Annotated in this window: 13 protein-coding genes; 8 read left to right on the top strand and 5 right to left on the bottom strand. The window is 74.1% G+C overall.

All coding sequences use genetic code 11. The features are described from left to right. Window positions 1–124 precede the first annotated feature (124 nt). Window positions 125–511: a hypothetical protein gene (locus DDP54_RS07185; RefSeq protein ID WP_109131165.1), complete on the top strand. Its 387-nt coding sequence runs from the start codon at window positions 125–127 to the stop codon at window positions 509–511. A gap of 87 nt (window positions 512–598) precedes the next feature. Here the strand turns inward: DDP54_RS07185 and DDP54_RS07180 are convergent, their stop codons facing one another. Both DDP54_RS07180 and DDP54_RS07175 read right to left on the bottom strand, forming a co-directional pair. After that, window positions 599–1,582, bottom strand: coding sequence for an aminoglycoside phosphotransferase family protein (locus DDP54_RS07180; protein WP_242448275.1), 984 nt, complete (start codon window positions 1,580–1,582; stop codon window positions 599–601). After that, the gene (locus DDP54_RS07175; protein WP_109131164.1) at window positions 1,579–2,889 is read right to left on the bottom strand and encodes an MFS transporter; all 1,311 of its coding nucleotides are present in this window, start codon (window positions 2,887–2,889) and stop codon (window positions 1,579–1,581) included. The genes DDP54_RS07180 and DDP54_RS07175 overlap by 4 nt, the downstream gene beginning before the upstream one ends. 62 nt (window positions 2,890–2,951) lie before the next feature. Between DDP54_RS07175 and DDP54_RS07170 the strand changes: the two genes are divergently transcribed. Continuing rightward, entirely contained in the window at window positions 2,952–3,257 is a 306-nt protein-coding gene (locus tag DDP54_RS07170; RefSeq protein WP_109131163.1) for a GNAT family N-acetyltransferase, read from the top strand. A 3-nt stretch (window positions 3,258–3,260) separates the two neighbouring features. Here DDP54_RS07170 and pgm read toward each other — a convergent pair whose 3' ends face one another. Beyond that, window positions 3,261–4,955 (bottom strand): phosphoglucomutase (alpha-D-glucose-1,6-bisphosphate-dependent), encoded by a 1,695-nt coding sequence (pgm, locus tag DDP54_RS07165; RefSeq protein WP_109131162.1) that lies wholly within the window; start codon window positions 4,953–4,955, stop codon window positions 3,261–3,263. Between the two features lie 73 nt (window positions 4,956–5,028). On the opposite strand from pgm, the gene DDP54_RS07160 reads away from it, so the two are divergent. Both DDP54_RS07160 and DDP54_RS07155 read left to right on the top strand, forming a co-directional pair. After that, complete coding sequence (locus tag DDP54_RS07160) at window positions 5,029–5,856, top strand: DUF5926 family protein (protein WP_109131161.1); 828 nt, start codon at window positions 5,029–5,031, stop codon at window positions 5,854–5,856. Window positions 5,857–5,960: 104 nt separating this feature from the next. Beyond that, complete coding sequence (locus tag DDP54_RS07155) at window positions 5,961–6,956, top strand: glycosyltransferase (RefSeq protein WP_242448274.1); 996 nt, start codon at window positions 5,961–5,963, stop codon at window positions 6,954–6,956. A gap of 28 nt (window positions 6,957–6,984) precedes the next feature. On the opposite strand, the gene DDP54_RS07150 is transcribed toward DDP54_RS07155, so the two are convergent. Further along, window positions 6,985–9,459, bottom strand: a complete 2,475-nt coding sequence (locus tag DDP54_RS07150) for a hypothetical protein (RefSeq protein ID WP_146192380.1) — start codon at window positions 9,457–9,459, stop codon at window positions 6,985–6,987. 70 nt (window positions 9,460–9,529) lie between these two features. Between DDP54_RS07150 and pheA the strand changes: the two genes are divergently transcribed. Further along, complete coding sequence (pheA, locus tag DDP54_RS07145) at window positions 9,530–10,510, top strand: prephenate dehydratase (RefSeq protein ID WP_109131159.1); 981 nt, start codon at window positions 9,530–9,532, stop codon at window positions 10,508–10,510. A 98-nt stretch (window positions 10,511–10,608) separates the two neighbouring features. Here the strand turns inward: pheA and DDP54_RS07140 are convergent, their stop codons facing one another. After that, window positions 10,609–11,865 (bottom strand): diacylglycerol kinase family protein, encoded by a 1,257-nt coding sequence (locus tag DDP54_RS07140; protein WP_109131158.1) that lies wholly within the window; start codon window positions 11,863–11,865, stop codon window positions 10,609–10,611. A gap of 181 nt (window positions 11,866–12,046) precedes the next feature. On the opposite strand from DDP54_RS07140, the gene serS reads away from it, so the two are divergent. The 3 genes from serS to DDP54_RS07125 all read left to right on the top strand — a co-directional run bounded on the left by serS (window position 12,047) and on the right by DDP54_RS07125 (window position 15,243). Beyond that, on the top strand, window positions 12,047–13,324 hold the full coding sequence (serS, locus tag DDP54_RS07135; protein ID WP_109131157.1) for a serine--tRNA ligase: 1,278 nt from the start codon (window positions 12,047–12,049) through the stop codon (window positions 13,322–13,324). Beyond that, complete coding sequence (locus tag DDP54_RS07130; protein WP_347338499.1) at window positions 13,321–14,133, top strand: HAD hydrolase family protein; 813 nt, start codon at window positions 13,321–13,323, stop codon at window positions 14,131–14,133. Before serS ends, DDP54_RS07130 begins: the two co-directional genes overlap by 4 nt. Window positions 14,134–14,205: 72 nt before the next feature. Beyond that, a complete protein-coding gene (locus DDP54_RS07125; RefSeq protein ID WP_242448273.1) occupies window positions 14,206–15,243 on the top strand; it encodes a LacI family DNA-binding transcriptional regulator in 1,038 nt (345 codons plus the stop codon). The last annotated feature ends 118 nt before the right edge of the window (window positions 15,244–15,361 follow it).

Raw genomic sequence — 15,361 nt, 5'->3', positions numbered from 1 at the left:
CATCACGAACCGTCCCATTTGCCCGGTTCCCTGGAATTGCTGCGATGGCGAGCCTAGGCTCGAAGCGTCGGGCGGAGTCATCCCGCCGACCGCGGTCTCACGTCGGCACGGGAGGACCGCACGGATGAGGACGAGAGCAGCATTCCTGGTCGGAGCCGGGGTCGGGTACCTCGTGGGGACACCGGCCGGGCGCCGCCAGATCGAGCGGATCACGGCGCGGGCGAATGCCCTGCTGGGCGAGGATGGTCCCTGGGCGGGGCCCGTCCGGGCGCGACCCGGCGGCAGGCGCGGGCGTGTTGCGCCGACCGCCGCGCTGAGCAGCAAGGTGGTCGAGGCGGCGCGTGCCGCCGCGCGTGCGGCGGCCGCTGCGGCGCCGAGGATCGTCCGACCCGTGCCCCCGCGACCGTCCGAGCGCCAGCTGAGCTACCGGATGCCGGCGCAGCGTTCGCCCGCCCGGGACTGGGACTGGGACGGGGACGGGGACGGTCAGGCGAACCCATCGGACTCGTGACGGCGCGCGCACCGGTCCGTCGATCAGACCATCCATGAGGAGGACGCGCCCGAGGCGGGGATGCGCCGGAGGCGACCGGACCCGCAGCTACCCCAGGGCGCCGAGCGACGCGCGCAGGTTGGCTGCCGCGGTCGAGCGGTGCGCCGCGAGCCAGTCGCCCACGTAGCCGCGCGGCGCGATCTCGACGAGCAGCACCAGGCACATGTACAGCCGGTACAGCTCCAGCCGGGTCGCCCCTGAGGCGGTCGAGAGCCCGAACGTCCCGCCTGCGGCCGCATAGCCGTCGAGCAGCGGGGCCGGCGCCGGGCCGCGGCCGAGCTGGTCGGCGCCCGCGAGCTCGAGCAGCGGGTCGCCCCACACCGACCGCTCGGTGTCGATGACGCCGAGGAGCGCGCCGGTCGTCGTGTCGACGAACAGGTTGCCCGCCCACAGGTCGGTGTGGACCAGAGCGGGCACCCTCACGTCGTCGAGCACCGCACGGTGCCGGTCGAGGGCCGCCCTGATCTCGTCGGACGGCAGCGGGGTGCCCCATCGTGCGGCGTCGTCGAGCAACGCCTCGACCATGGACTCGAACGCCTCGGTCCAGGTCGCCGCGTGCAGACCCGCGTCAAGGTTCGGGTACCCGAACCGCTCGCCGTGCACCGTGTGCAGCCGGGCCATGAACGCCCCCAGCTCACGCTGGACGACATCGGCCACGACCGGGTCGAGCTCCCCCGCGTCGACGAGCGGGACGCCGTCGAGGTGGCTGACCACCAGCACGTCGCTCGGCAGCACCGTGCGGCTCAGGTCCGTGAGCAGGACGCGTGGCATCAGCAGGTCCGGACGGTCGGCCGCGAGCGCATAGACGGCCGCCTCGGTGCGCAGCAGGTCGAGCTCGTAGCGCAGCAGCCGGTCGGTGTCGGTCGGCGCGGTCTTCACCACGACCCGCGTCCCGTCGCCGAGCGTCACCCGGTACGTCGTGGCGAACATGCCGCCCGTGAGGAGCTCGACGCGGTCGAGGGGTCCGAGCGGGTGCAGCACCGTCGCGAGGTCGCGCACCGTCTGCTCGGGGACGACGTCGGGCCCGGTCACAGCGGGTCCACCGCCAGCGGGCCTGCCTCCGCCGGGTCCGCCTCCGTCTTGTCCGCCGCGGTCAGGTCGGCGGCGCGAGCCGGCGCCGTCACGGGCTCGTCGACGAACATGAGCTCCGAGGTCGCGGAGCGCAGCGTCCCCAGCGCGGCCGCGGTCGCCCCGAGGACCGCGAGGGCGGCGACGACGACGACGAGGTACCCGCCCCGCGACCCGTCCGCGTCGATGGCGAGCCCCGCGATCGACGCACCGAACGAGACCCCGACGCCGAGCATCGTGCCGACGAGTGCGAGGCCCTCGGTCAGTCGCGCGCGCGGGACGAAGCTGCGGACCAGGCTGTTGCCGTTGATGATCGTCGGCGCGATCGCGAAGCCCGCCACGAACATGACCCCGGCAAGCACCGTCATCGACGTGACCAGCACGAACAGGGACGCGCCGAGCGCGAGGGCGACCGTCCCGAGCACGAACCGGCGCCACAGCGGCGCCGTCCAGTGGCGAGCTCCGTAGAGCAGCCCGGCGATCATCGACCCCAGCGCGAAGACCGCGAGGACCACGCCGGCCAGCTCGGGGTGACCCTGCTCGCCCGCGAACGCGACGGTCGCGACGTCCGTCGCCCCGAAGATGGCGCCGACCGCGGCGAACACGAACGCGAGGACGACCATGCCGCTCGAGCGCATGACGGACCGGGTCCGGGCCGCCCCGACCGGGCGCGCGACGTGCGGCGGCTGCGTGGCGTGCAGGCCGAGGAACCAGTACCCGCCGACGACCAGCCCCGTGACCGACACGACGAGCGCCGCCACGGGTGACACCCCGGCCGCGAGGGTCGTGGCCAGGACAGGCCCGACGACGAACACGAGCTCGTCGAACGCCGACTCGAGCGAGTACGCGGTGTGCAGCTCGCGCGGCGTGTGCACGACGTGCGACCACCGGGCGCGGACGAGCGACCCGAACGACCCCATCGTGGCGCCCGTGACCACCGCGGCGACGTACAGCCAGCCGACGGGCAGCTGCAGGGTCGCGGCGACCGCGAGACCGGCCAGGCCCACCGAGGTCACCGCGATCGCGGGACGCATGACGCGCGCCTGCCCGTGCCGGTCGACGAGGCGCGCGAGCCGCGGGGAGCAGAGCGCCTGGGTCAGGACGTACGCCGCCGAGACGCGCCCGGCCAGGGCATACGAGTCGTAGCCCGCCACGACGACGAGCACGATCCCGATGCCCGCCATGGACATCGGCAGGCGGGCGAGGAGCCCGGACGCGGAGAAGGCCAGTGCGCCCGGCCGGGCGAGCAGGGTGCGATAGGGCCGGAACACGGCCTCAGTGTGTCATCGCCCGGGGGCTGGCCGGACGCGTCCGCGTGCCACATGATCGGGGCATGGACGAGCTCACGGTGACCGACAACCGCGCCGACGGACAGTTCGAGGCGCGCGACCGCGACGGCGCAGTGCTCGGGTTCGCCGCCTACGTGCTGGACGCGGACGCCGTCGTGTTCACGCACACCGAGGTGGTCGAGGCGGCCGAGGGGCGCGGTGTCGGGTCGACTCTCGCGCGCGGCGCGCTCGACCAGGTCCGGGCGTCCGGGCGGCAGATCGTGCCGCTGTGCCCGTTCATCCGCGCGTACGTCGCACGGCACCCGGAGTACCGGGACCTCGTCCGACCTGTCCCGGACCCGGTCGACTGAGGCTCAGCCGAGCGCGTCCGACACGACGTCCTTCGCGGCGACCTGCACCTGCGCGAGGTGCTCGGGGCTGACGAACGACTCCGCGTAGATCTTGTACACGTTCTCGGTCCCGGACGGCCGGGCGGCGAACCACGCGTTCTCGGTGGTGACCTTGAGCCCGCCGATCGCCGCGCCGTTGCCGGGCGCTGCGGTCAGCTTCGCGGTGATGTCCTCGCCCGCGAGCGTCGTGGCCGTGACCTGCTCGGGCGACAGCTTGCCGAGCGTGGCCTTCTGCTCGAGGGTCGCCGGGGCGTCGACCCGCGCGTACCAGGACTCCCCGAACTTCGCGACGAGGTCGGCGTGGTGCTGCGACGGCGACCGCCCGGTCTTCGCGAGGATCTCCGAGGCGAGCAGCGCGAGGATGATCCCGTCCTTGTCCGTGGTCCAGACGGTGCCGTCCTTGCGCAGGAACGACCCACCGGCGGACTCCTCGCCGCCGAACCCGACCGAGCCGTCGAGCAGGCCTGGGACGAACCACTTGAACCCGACGGGCACCTCGAGCAGGCGCCTGCCGAGCGAGGCCGCGACCCGGTCGATGAGCGACGACGAGACCAGGGTCTTGCCGATCGCGGCGTCCGCGGGCCAGCCCGGGCGGGCCCCCGAGTACAGGTACTGGATGGCGACCGCAAGGTAGTGGTTGGGGTTCATGAGGCCGGCATCGGGCGTGACGATGCCGTGCCGGTCGGAGTCCGCGTCGTTGCCCGTCGCGATGTCGTAGGGGGCGTTCTCGCCCATCGCCGCGACCAGCGACGCCATGGCGGACGGCGACGAGCAGTCCATCCGGATCTTGCCGTCCCAGTCGAGCGTCATGAAGCCGAACTGCGGGTCGACGCGCGGGTTCACGACCGTCAGGTCGAGGCCGTACCGCTCCCCGATCGCGGCCCAGTACTCGACCGACGCGCCACCCAGCGGGTCGGCGCCGATCCGCACGCCGGCCTCGCGGATCGCGTCCATGTCGATGACGTTCGCGAGGTCGTCGACGTACGCCGCCATGAAGTCGTGGCGGTGCGTGGTCTCCGCGGCGAGGGCGTCCGTCAGCGAGACGCGGCGGACCTGCCCGACGCCGGTGCGCAGCAGCTCGTTGGCGCGGGCGGCGATCCACCCGGTCGCGTCGGAGTCGGCCGGACCGCCGTGCGGCGGGTTGTACTTGAAGCCGCCGTCACGCGGGGGGTTGTGCGACGGGGTCACGACGATGCCGTCCGCCAGCCCGGTCAGCGCACCCGCGGCAGCGCCCTCGACGTGCGTGCGGACACCCTCGGTGCTCGTCGCGCCGTTGTGGAGCAGGATCGCGTGCGAGACGGCGGGCGTCGGCGTGTACGAGTCGCGGGCATCGATCGCCACCTCGACTCCCGCGGCGGCGAGCACCTCGAGCGCGGTCTCCCAGGCGGGTAGCGACAGCGCGTGGGTGTCCCGACCGATGAACAGCGGGCCGTCGGTGCCCTGCGAGCGCCGGTACTCGATGATCGCGGCGGTGATCGCGACGATGTGCGCCTCGTTGAAGGCGCCGTCGAGGCTCGACCCACGGTGCCCGCTCGTCCCGAACACGACGCGCTGCGCCGGGTCGTCGAGGTCGGGGACGCGGTCGCGGTACGCGCCGAGCAGCGCATCGACGTCGACGAGGTCGGACGGTTGGGCGAGAGTTCCGGCGCGCGGGTCCATGCCCTGATCCTGCCACCCGCAGGCTCACGCTCGCCGGGCGTAGCGCGCGCACGGTCCGGTAACCTCGACGACCATGGCCTCTGCTGCAACCTCCGGTTTCGTCCTCCGTCCCTTCGAGGGCCTCCCGGGTGAGCCGGACTGGGTCGCGCTCAAGGAGATCGTCCCCGCGGCGACCGCGACGGCCCGCACCACCGCCGAGCACGGCGCCCGCGAGGTGCTCGTGACGACGGTCCTGCCGATGGGGTGGCAGGCGCTGCACCGCGCGGACGGCGTGATCCTGCTGGCGCTGCAGACCTCGCGCGGTTCGGGCGACGCGAGCCGTGACCTGGCCGCGGCGCTGCTCGAGGCCCTCGAGATCGAGCCCGGCACCGCGGTCCAGACGGCCGGCCTGCCCGGACCGGGCCCCCGCCTGCAGGACGTCCTCGACCTGTCGGTCCCGTTCGAGGTCACGATCCAGCCCGGCTACAGCTACTGGCTCGCCCCCGACATCGAGGTGACCGCCGAGCTGTCGAGCGCGATCGAGGAGGCCGACGCGGGCATCGTCCCGACCGTCAAGCTCGCCGCAGCCGAGTCGGCGTACTGGGCGCGGCTCGGCTCGCGCGAGTTCCTGCGCTGGGCGCAGCCGCACGACGAGCAGCAGGTCCTCGACGCGCTCGCGCGCCTGCACGCCAAGCGTGAGTCCGGGTTCGACGACGCGAAGTTCGTCGGCTACTTCCGCGCGAGCGGGATCGTCGTGCCGGTGTGGGAGCTCGCCCCCGGCACCGAGGGCGCCGAGATCGAGAAGCCCGTCGCCGACTTCCTGCCGCGGTTCACCGCGGCGCTCGCGGACGACTCGCCGCTCGACGCGAACGCCCGCCGCGCCCGCGCGGGCCTGGTGGCCCGGCAGGTCACGCTGCGCTGACCGCACCCTCGCCGGCGCCCCTGCCCGCGCCGGACCGCCCCGGCACCGGGGCCCGGCGCCGGGCCCCGGCGGTGGTCCGGCCGGTGGCTCGCTAGGCTGGGCGGGTGACCCGGAAGCGCGGGAATTCCGCCGACAACGACCAGGCGGACGTGACGCCCGCGTCGGACGATGCCGCCGTGATGCCCGCAGCCACCGAGGACGCCACGGAGACCCTCGCCGAGGACCTCTCCGCCGCCGACGGGTCCGCCCCGACGAAGGTCCGCGCACGTCGCGCGTCGCGTCGTCGCGCAGGCAGCATCGAGCCGCTGACCGAGGCGACGACGAAGGAGCCGGGCACCCGGTCGCGGCAGCGCGTCGCTGTCGTCATCCCCGCCAAGGACGAGTCCCGGCGGATCGCCGCGACGGTCCGCGCAGCGCGCGCGATCCCCCGGGTCGACCTCGTGCTCGTGGTCGACGACGGCTCCGAGGACAGCACGCAGCACGTCGCGCGGGACGCCGGCGCCGTCGTCGTGCGCCACTCGCACAACCGTGGCAAGGCCGCCGCGATGGAGACCGGGGCGGCCGTCGTGGCGATGCGCGACACCCCCGACCGACCGCCGCGCCTCCTGCTGTTCATCGACGGAGACCTGGGCGAGTCGGCCGTGAACACCGCACCGCTCGTGCCGCCGGTCCTCGAGGGGTCCGCCGACTTCTCCATCGCGCTGCTGCCGCCCCAGGTCGGCGCGGGCGGCCGGGGGATCGTGGTCGGTGCGGCCCGCCGTGCCATCGCGGCGATGACGGGCTGGACGCCGACCCAGCCGCTGTCGGGCATGCGCTGCCTGACCCGTGAGGCGTTCGAGGCCGCGACCCCGCTCGCGCGCGGGTGGGGTGTCGAGACAGGCATGACGATCGACCTGCTGCGGCAGGGGTTCACGGCCGTCGAGGTGCCGTGCGAGCTGCGCCACCGACCGTCGGGCACCGACCTGCGGGGCCAGCTGCACCGCGCCGCGCAGTACCGCGACGTCCAGCTGGCGGTCAACGCCCGCAAGGTCCGCCGCGCCGCGGGGGCGATCCGGTCGACCCTGTCGCCGGGGGCGTCACCACCGATCACCCACCGTTGATCACCTGCTGCTGATCACCTGCTGCTGATCAGCCGCCGCTGACCGGTGCCAGGCCCGGGGCCGAGGTCGTCTCTGGGCTGGGTCGCAGGTGGATCAGCCAGTTCGCGCTGATCGAGGCGAGCAGCGGCACGACCAGGGCCACGCCGAGCGCCGGGATGAGGATGCCCGAGTCGTTCAGGGCGAACCCGATCGCCATCGTGACGGCGAGCGCGGTCAGGCCGGGGCGCAGCATCGGGGCGTGGGTGCCGAGGCGGTTGAGCGGAGCGCGTGCGGAGAGCCATCCGTAGGAGCCGCCGTCGGGCGCGACCACGGCCTTGCGCAGCGGCCGGCCGAGGACGAGGACGACGAGCACGAGGCCTGCGACGGCGAGCAGCGTGAGCTCGCTGCCGACGAGGATCTTGAGGTTCTGCGCGAGCTTGCGCTCGACGACCTGCCACGCGCCGCCGTCGAGCACGGTCTCGACGAACCGGCCCAGGTGCGTGCGGGAGTCGGCCGGGCGCAGGTAGTCGACGACAGCGAACGCGGTGACCGTCAGGGCGCCGGCGCCGAGGACTCCGAGCGTCCGCCACCAGTTCAGTCGGATCCCGGCGGTGAGCAGCGCCAGGACCGCGAACCCGGGCACGAGCGCGGGTGGTCCGCCGAAGTCCGCTCCGATGGACGGGAGCCCGTCGAGCGCGGTGGTCACCAGGCCGATGAGGACGACGACGCCCGCCGCGAGCCTTCGTCGCCCGCGCACGACGAGCGGGTTGGCGAGCGCCACCGCGAGGAGGATCGACGCGGCCGCGACCAGCGCGAACGCCGTGTTGTTGAAGCCGTAGAACCGCCCCGCGACGAGAGCCTGCGGTCCCATGAGCGAGGACAGCTGGAGCCGTGCCCCGGCGGCCACGTCGACGCAGATGACGGTGACGGTGATCGCGGCCACGATGCCCAGCGGAGCGAGCACGGCGTCGCGCCACGGCGGGACGAGCGCGACGGCCGTGATCACGAGGACCCACGCGACGATCGAGGCCGCGAGCGCGTAGGACGGCGGTGAGGCGCGCCACCACGGTGTGAGGTTCGCGAGGAACGTCGAGACGGGGATCGCGGCCACCGCCACGCCCAGCATGCGCAACGGCCGCAGCACCGTGCCCGGGTGGCTCAGCGCCGCCACGACCCGTCGGCCCTGGCCGGGCCAGCGCCTGTCGAGCACGCGGCTCCACCAGGCGAGGACCCGCCCGTTGAGCCCGATGGTCACCAGCAGGTAGAGCAGCAGGTTGATGCCGACGAGGGTCAGGTAGAAGACCCGGATGAGGGGTCGGGCGGCCTGCGCGTGCCGGTTCGCGTCCACCAGGGTCGCGACGCGTGCGCTCGCCACGTGCGGGTCCGCGACGGTCGTCAGGGGCGATCCGATGAGGGCCCCCTGCGGGGCGTCGTCGCGCAGGCCCAGAGCGCTCAGCACGGTCGGCGTGATGTCGGTGGACTGCAGGTAGCCGGGCTGGCGCGTCGAGCGTGAACCGAGGAGCGTCCCGGCGTACGTGCCGTCGCCCTCGGAGGCCGGACCGCTCGCGACGGCGAGCTGCAGCTGTGGGCTGCGCCCGGAGTCGGCCAGCGAGACGACGAGCACGGTGACGTCGGTCTTCGACGCGCGGACTGCCGCCAGGACGGCACGCACGCGGGCGTCGATGGCCTGCGCCTGCTCGCTGCGGGTCGGCTCCATGACCGCGATCACGGCGTCGAGGTCGGACGTGAGGTCCTCACCGTCGGGCCCGATGACGACGGGCTCCCCGGCGTCTGCCGCGTCGGCCGGCACCCGGTCGCGCGTCGTGTAGCCGGGGTCGCGCACCGACCCGGCGTCGACGACGACGAGGTCCGAGGTCGTGAGCGAGTCACGCACGGCCGCGAGGAGCCGGGTCGGGTCGGTCGGCAGGCGGAGGTGGGTGCCGACGGTCGTCCCCGTCGCGTCGGCGAGGGCGATGGCGGCTCCTGGGCCGATGCCGGTCACCGTCGCGCCGCCGGCGGCAAGGGCGTCGCCGAGCAGCCCGACGTGCGCGGAGAACGAGCCGGTCGCGGCGGACTCGACGTAGTCGGCCCATCCCGGCACGGCCGAGCCCTCGACGGGCTCGTGCAGGCGTCGGCACGTGCCGTCCGGCGACTGCAGGTCGGCGGCGCGCGTCCCGCTGGACACCGCGAGCCAGCCGTCCGCGGGGCAGGACGACGGCCGCACGCTGCGAACGACGGTCGTCCCCACGGCACCCTCGCGCGACAGGCTCCACAGCGCGGGGGTCGTGAGCGAGCCGAGGTCGTCCCAGCGCAGGCCCGTCACCCCGACGAGCACGACCGGGGAACCTGTCCCGACCGAGGCTGTGCCTGACGACGCGGCGCTTCCCGCCGACGCGGCCGCGGGGGCAGCGGGCACGGTGAGCAGTGCGAGGAGCCCGACGAGGCCCGCGATCACGCCGACCGTCAAGCGCCGCCGGGCGCGGGTCGCGCGAGGCGGCCGGGTCGCGCGAGGGGGTATCGGCACCGCTCAAGACTACGGTCGCACTAGGCTCGCACCGCTTTCGCCGCCGCATCCCCGCACCACCGGAGGGCAGATGTCCGTCCCGCGCTACGCCTACCTCGGCCCTGCCGGGACGTTCACGGAGGCGGCTCTCCGCCAGGTCGTCGGCCCGGACGACGCCCTGTACATCCCGCAGGTCGACGTCGTGTCCGCGATCGAGGCAGTCCGTTCGGGCGCGGCAGACTTCGCGGTCGTCGCGATCGAGAGCACCGTCGAGGGCGGCGTCACGGCGACGCTCGACTCGCTCGCGGTCGGTACGCCGCTCGTGCTGCTGCGCGAGGTGCTCGTCCCGGTCGACTTCACGCTCGCCGCCGCTCCCGGGACGGACCTCGCGGACGTACGGCGCGTGGCCGCGCACCCGCACGCATGGGTGCAGTGCCGCCGCTGGCTCGCGGCGCACCTGCCCGGCGCGGTGCACGTCCCCGCGACCTCCAACACCGCCCCCGCCGCACTCATCGCCGACTCGCTCGTCGTCGAGCTCGTTCCGGCCGGTGACCGCGTTGCCGGAGGCCCGCTCGGGTTCGACGCGGCGCTCGTGCCCCCGGCGGCCGTCGAGCCCTACGGTCTCGCGGTGCTCGCGGACCACGTCGCGGACAACCCGTCGCTGGTCACCCGGTTCGTCGTGGTCGGCCGCCCCGGCGCGGTCCCCGCGGCGACAGGAGCCGACAAGACGACCCTCGACGTGCACCTCCCGAGCAACGACGCCGGTGCGCTGCTCACGATGCTCGAGCAGTTCGCGGTCCGCGGCGTGAACCTGTCACGCATCGAGTCCCGGCCCGTCGGCGACTCGCTCGGCCGGTACTCGTTCTCGATCGACGCCGAGGGGCACATCGCCGAGGAGCGCATGGGCGAGGCGCTCATGGGGCTGCACCGGGTGTGCCCGCACGTGCGGTTCCTCGGCTCGTACCCGCGTGCCGACGACGTGCGCGCGACCGTCCACATCGGCACGTCCGACCGGGACTTCCTCGACGCCCGCGAGTGGCTCGGGCAGCTGCGGGACGGCCGCGCGCACTGAGGTCCGCGCACCGAGGTCCGCGCGCTGAGGTCTGCGCACTGCGCTGCCGCACTGCACTGCCGCACTGCACTGCGCTGCGCGCCGGCGTCTCCCAGCGGTCAGGGCGTCGGCACCCGCACGACGAGCCCGCCCGCCTGGATGCGCGCCGACAGGGCCCGCGCCTTGCCGATCACGTCGCCGTCGACCTGCACGTGCTCGGGCGTCGAGACGCGGACGAGCACCCGGCGGGCCCGGGCGTGGTCGATGCGGCCGATCTTCGCGGGCAGCTCGGCGCGCACGCCAACGCCCTGGAGCACGACCTCGCCGAACAGCTGGGCCCACCCGGCGACCCCGCCGCGGGTGTCGATCGCGGCGACATCGAGCCAGCCGTCGTCGAGCACCGCGTCGGGCAGCAGCGTCAGCCCGCCGGGGAGCCGCCCGCAGTTGCCGACGAGCAGGCTGCGCAGCCGCAGCGCGGTCGGCGGCCGGTCGTCGAGCCGCACGAGTGCGCGCAGCCGACGACCGTGCAGGTGCCGCACGCCGGACATGAAGTAGGCGATCCACCCGACCCGCGCCTTGAGGCCGTCGTCGGTGTCCGCGACCATCGCCGCGTCGAAGCCGAGACCCGCGATGACGAGGAAGATGTGCTCGCGCGGCTCGTGGTCGCCCGCGTCGTCGGCAGGTCCTGTGTCGGCGGGGCCTGTGTCGGTCGGCCACCGCGTCGGGTCGAGCTCGGCCGTCGGGTCGAGCTCCGTCGGGTCCAGGTCCGATCCGGCGCTGCCCGGCTGTCGGGGTGCAGGTTCAGGTCCGCCGTCGAGGATGCGCACCCAGCCCACGTCGATCGGCTTGTCGATCCCCGTCAGCGCGATCTCGAGCGCCGCCAGCGGGTTCCCGATGGGCAGGTCGAGGTTGCGGGCGAGCAGGTTGCCGGTCCCGAGCGGGAGGAGACCCATCGGCACGCCGGTGCCGACGAGCCCTGCGGCCACGGCCCGGACGGTCCCGTCACCCCCCATCGCGACGACGACGTCGGCCCCGGCCGCGACGGCCTGCCGGGCCTGCGCGACCCCCGGCTCCGCGACGGTCGTCTCGAGCCACAGCATCTCGGGCATCCTGCCGTCGGCCACCGCGGCGAGGATCTCCTTGCGGAGCATCTCGACGTCGGGCTTCGACGGGTTCGCCACGAACGCGACGAGCCGTCGGGGCGGTTCGGCCTCATCGACGCCCTCGGGCGTGTCGCCCGTCGACTGCGAGGACCGGCCGTCGAGGCCGAGGCGCCCGCGCAGCTCCTGCTGGCGGCGGTACAGGACGATCCCGAGCACGAGAGCGGCGGCGGCCAGCACGGCGGCCGCGATCGCGACCCACGCCCACCAGCTCATGGTGGTCAACCTAGGCGCACCGCGACCCGCAGCACATCCCCGGCCCTTCGTCCTACCCCGGCGTCGTGCCGGGTCGTCCGACCGGGTCGTCCTGCCGCGCCGTCCTCGCTCGTCCCACCGCGACCACGCGGCCCGCCGCGCCCGTCCGGGCATTCCTCGCGCGGGTCGTTACGCTCGTGGGGTGATCGACCTTCGACTCCTCCGTGACGACCCCGACCTCGTGCGTGCCAGCCAGACCGCTCGCGGGGACGACCCGGGCCTCGTCGACCAGGTGCTCGACGCCGACGCGCGCCGCCGTGCTGCGCTCACCGACTACGAGAAGCTGCGGGCCGAGCAGAAGGCGCTCGGCAAGCAGGTGGCCGCCGCGCAGGGCGAGGAGAAGCACGCACTGCTGTCGCACGGCAAGCACCTCGCGGACCGGGTCAAGGCGCTGCAGGGGGATGCCGACGCTGCCGAGGTCACGGCGAGCGAGCTCGCCCGGTCGATCGGCAACGTCATCGAGGACGGCGTCCCCGCGGGCGGCGAGAACGACTACGTGGTGCTGCGTCACGAGGGCAAGCCCCGCGACTTCGAGGCGGAGGGGTTCACGCCCCGCGACCACCTCGAGCTGGGTGAGATGCTCGCCGCGATCGACACGGAGCGCGGCGCGAAGGTCTCGGGCAGCCGGTTCTACTACCTGACGGGGGTCGGCGCGCGGCTCGAGCTCGCGCTGCTCAACGCGGCCGTGGACCTCGCGCTGCGGGCGGGGTTCACCCCGGTCATCACCCCGACGCTGGTCAAGCCCGAGATCATGGCGGGCACCGGGTTCCTGGGCGCGCACGCCGACGAGATCTACCGGCTGGAGGCCGACGACCTGTACCTCGTCGGGACGAGCGAGGTCGCCCTCGCCGGGTACCACTCGAACGAGATCCTCGACCTGTCACGAGGGCCGAAGCGCTACGCCGGCTGGTCGGCGTGCTACCGCCGCGAGGCCGGCTCGTACGGCAAGGACACGCGCGGGATCATCCGCGTCCACCAGTTCCACAAGGTCGAGGCGTTCACGTACACGACCGTCGAGGACGCCGCCGCCGAGCACCGCCGGATCCTCGCCTGGCAGGAGGAGATGCTCGCGCTCGCCGACGTCCCGTACCGCGTCATCGACACCGCGGCAGGCGACCTGGGCATGAGCGCCGCGCGCAAGTACGACTGCGAGGCGTGGCTGCCGACCCAGCAGCGGTTCCTCGAGCTCACGTCGTCGTCCAACTGCACGACGTTCCAGGCCCGACGCCTGGGTATCCGTGAGCGCACCGCGACGGGGGAGATGCGTCCCGTCGCGACGCTCAACGGCACACTCGCGACGACCCGCTGGATCGTCGCGATCCTGGAGAACCACCAGCTCGCCGACGGTTCGGTGCGCGTCCCCGCGGGGCTGCGGCCGTACCTGGGCGGGCTCGAGACGCTGGACCCGGTGACATCGTGAGCCATCCCCGTACGCCCTCTGACCTGCTGGTCGCCCTGGACGTCGACGGGACGCTGATGTCCTACGACGGGGTGATCTCCCCCGAGGTCCGCGCCGTCGTCGCGGACCTGCTCGCCGCGGGCGCGCACGTCGTGCTCGCGACCGGTCGGTCGGTCGTGGCGACGATGCCCGTCGCTCAAGAGCTGGGGATCGAGCGCGGCTGGGCGATCTCCTCGAACGGCGCCGTGACGGCCCGCCTCGACCCGGACCTCGAGGGCGGCTACGAGTTCACCGACGTCATCACGTTCGACCCCGAGCCCGCGCTGCGGGTGCTCGCGATGGAGCTGCCCGACGCGCTGTACGCGGTCGAGGACCTGGGCCGCGGGTTCCGGGTGAGCGCACCGTTCCCGGACGGTGAGCTGGGCGGCGAGTTCGAGGTCGTCGGGTTCGACGAGCTCTGCGCCCGTCCGGCCACCCGTGTCATCATGCGTAGCCCCGACAGCACCCCCGAGGAGTTCCACGAGCTCGTCCAGCGGGTCGGGCTCCACGAGGTCACGTATGCGGTCGGCTGGACGGCGTGGCTGGACCTCACCCCGGGCGGGGTGTCGAAGGGAAGCGCGCTCGAGGAGCTGCGGCGTTCGCTCGGCGTGCAGCCGTTCGCGACGGTGGCGATCGGCGACGGCGGCAACGACCGCGAGATGCTCCAGTGGGCCGCGCGCGGCGTCGCGATGGGGCACGCGCCCGATGACGTGCGGGCGGTTGCCGACGAGGTCACGGGCACGATCGACGACGACGGTGCCGTCGAGGTGTTGCGGAGCCTGCTCGCCTGACAGCCGGGCTCGCGTGATCCCTTACGCTCGGTCGGCATAGCCTGTTCGACCGGACACCACACCAAGGACGGCGTGACCGTGAACCCCGGGATCAGCGACGTCGCTCGCGCGGCCGGCGTCTCGACCGCGAGCGTCTCGCGCGCTCTGCGCGGGCTTCCCGGTGTCACCGAGGCGACGCGCGCCCGCGTGCTCGAGACGGCGCACGCGCTCGGGTACGTCGCGTCCCCGTCGGCAGCGAGCCTCGCGTCGGGGCGCATGCGCACGGTCGGCATCCTCACCCCGTGGGTCGACCACTTCTTCCACGCCGCGGTCATCGAGGGTGCCGAGCGCGCGCTCCGGCCGCTCGGGTTCGACGCGTTGCTGCACACCTTCGACGCCAACCGCGGTCGCCCTCGACGCGCCCTTGACGCGGTCGCCCTGCACCGCCGGGTCGACGGGATCCTCGTCGTCGGCGTGGCCCTGGGTCCGGACGAGATCGCGGCGATCGACGCCGTGGGGGTGCCCGTCGTCTACGTCGGCTCGGGTGCGCCGGGCAGCGTGCTGGTCCGCATCGACGACGAGGCCACCGCGCGCGCGGCGACGGCGCACCTCGTGGGGCTCGGTCACCGGGTCGTCGGCCACCTCGCGGCGTCGTGGGACGACGGCCTGCCCGACGACGTCCGCCACGCGGCCCCGGCCTGGCGGCGGCTGCGCGGGTGGCGCGAGACCCTGCGCGAGGCCGGGCTCGACGCGGTGGAGGACCTCGTCGTCACGGGACCCGACGGGGTCGCGGGGGGCCGTGCGTCGGCCGCCCAGCTGCTCGACCGCCGTCCGGACGTGACCGCCCTGTTCGCGGCGACGGACGAGCTCGCGATGGGCGCGGTCCTCGCCGCGCGGGAGCGCGGACTGCACGTACCGGGTGACCTGTCGGTGATCGGCGTCGACGGTCACCCCCTGGGTGAGCTGGTGAGCCTGACGACGATGGCGCAGCCGGCGGTCGAGCAGGGGGCCGCGGCGGCGCGCGCGCTGCTCGACGTCGTCGTGGGGCTCCCGGTCGACGACGACATCGTGTTCCCCACGCGCCTCGAGGACCGTGGGTCGACGGCGCCGCCCCGGCTCGTGCCGCGGTAATCCGCTGCCGCAGCGTTCCGTGACGGAATCGTGACCCCATCTGGACAGATACCGCTTGCAAGTCCGCTGAGTAAGCGCTTGCATCAGGTGGGGCGCACGAACCGTGTGCGGGCCAGGG

Source organism: Cellulomonas sp. WB94 (assembly GCF_003115775.1).
Classification (GTDB): Bacteria; Actinomycetota; Actinomycetes; order Actinomycetales; family Cellulomonadaceae; genus Cellulomonas_A.
This window is presented reverse-complemented; position numbering and strand designations above follow the sequence as displayed.

Bases quoted from the DNA above. Each gene is read 5' to 3' on its own strand.
- DDP54_RS07185 (WP_109131165.1), top strand. From the start codon at position 125: ATGAGGACGAGAGCAGCATTCCTGGTCGGAGCCGGGGTCGGGTACCTC.
- DDP54_RS07170 (WP_109131163.1), top strand. From the start codon at position 2,952: ATGGACGAGCTCACGGTGACCGACAACCGCGCCGACGGACAGTTCGAG.
- pgm (WP_109131162.1), bottom strand. From the start codon at position 4,955: ATGGACCCGCGCGCCGGAACTCTCGCCCAACCGTCCGACCTCGTCGAC.
- DDP54_RS07160 (WP_109131161.1), top strand. From the start codon at position 5,029: ATGGCCTCTGCTGCAACCTCCGGTTTCGTCCTCCGTCCCTTCGAGGGC.
- pheA (WP_109131159.1), top strand. From the start codon at position 9,530: ATGTCCGTCCCGCGCTACGCCTACCTCGGCCCTGCCGGGACGTTCACG.
- DDP54_RS07140 (WP_109131158.1), bottom strand. From the start codon at position 11,865: ATGAGCTGGTGGGCGTGGGTCGCGATCGCGGCCGCCGTGCTGGCCGCC.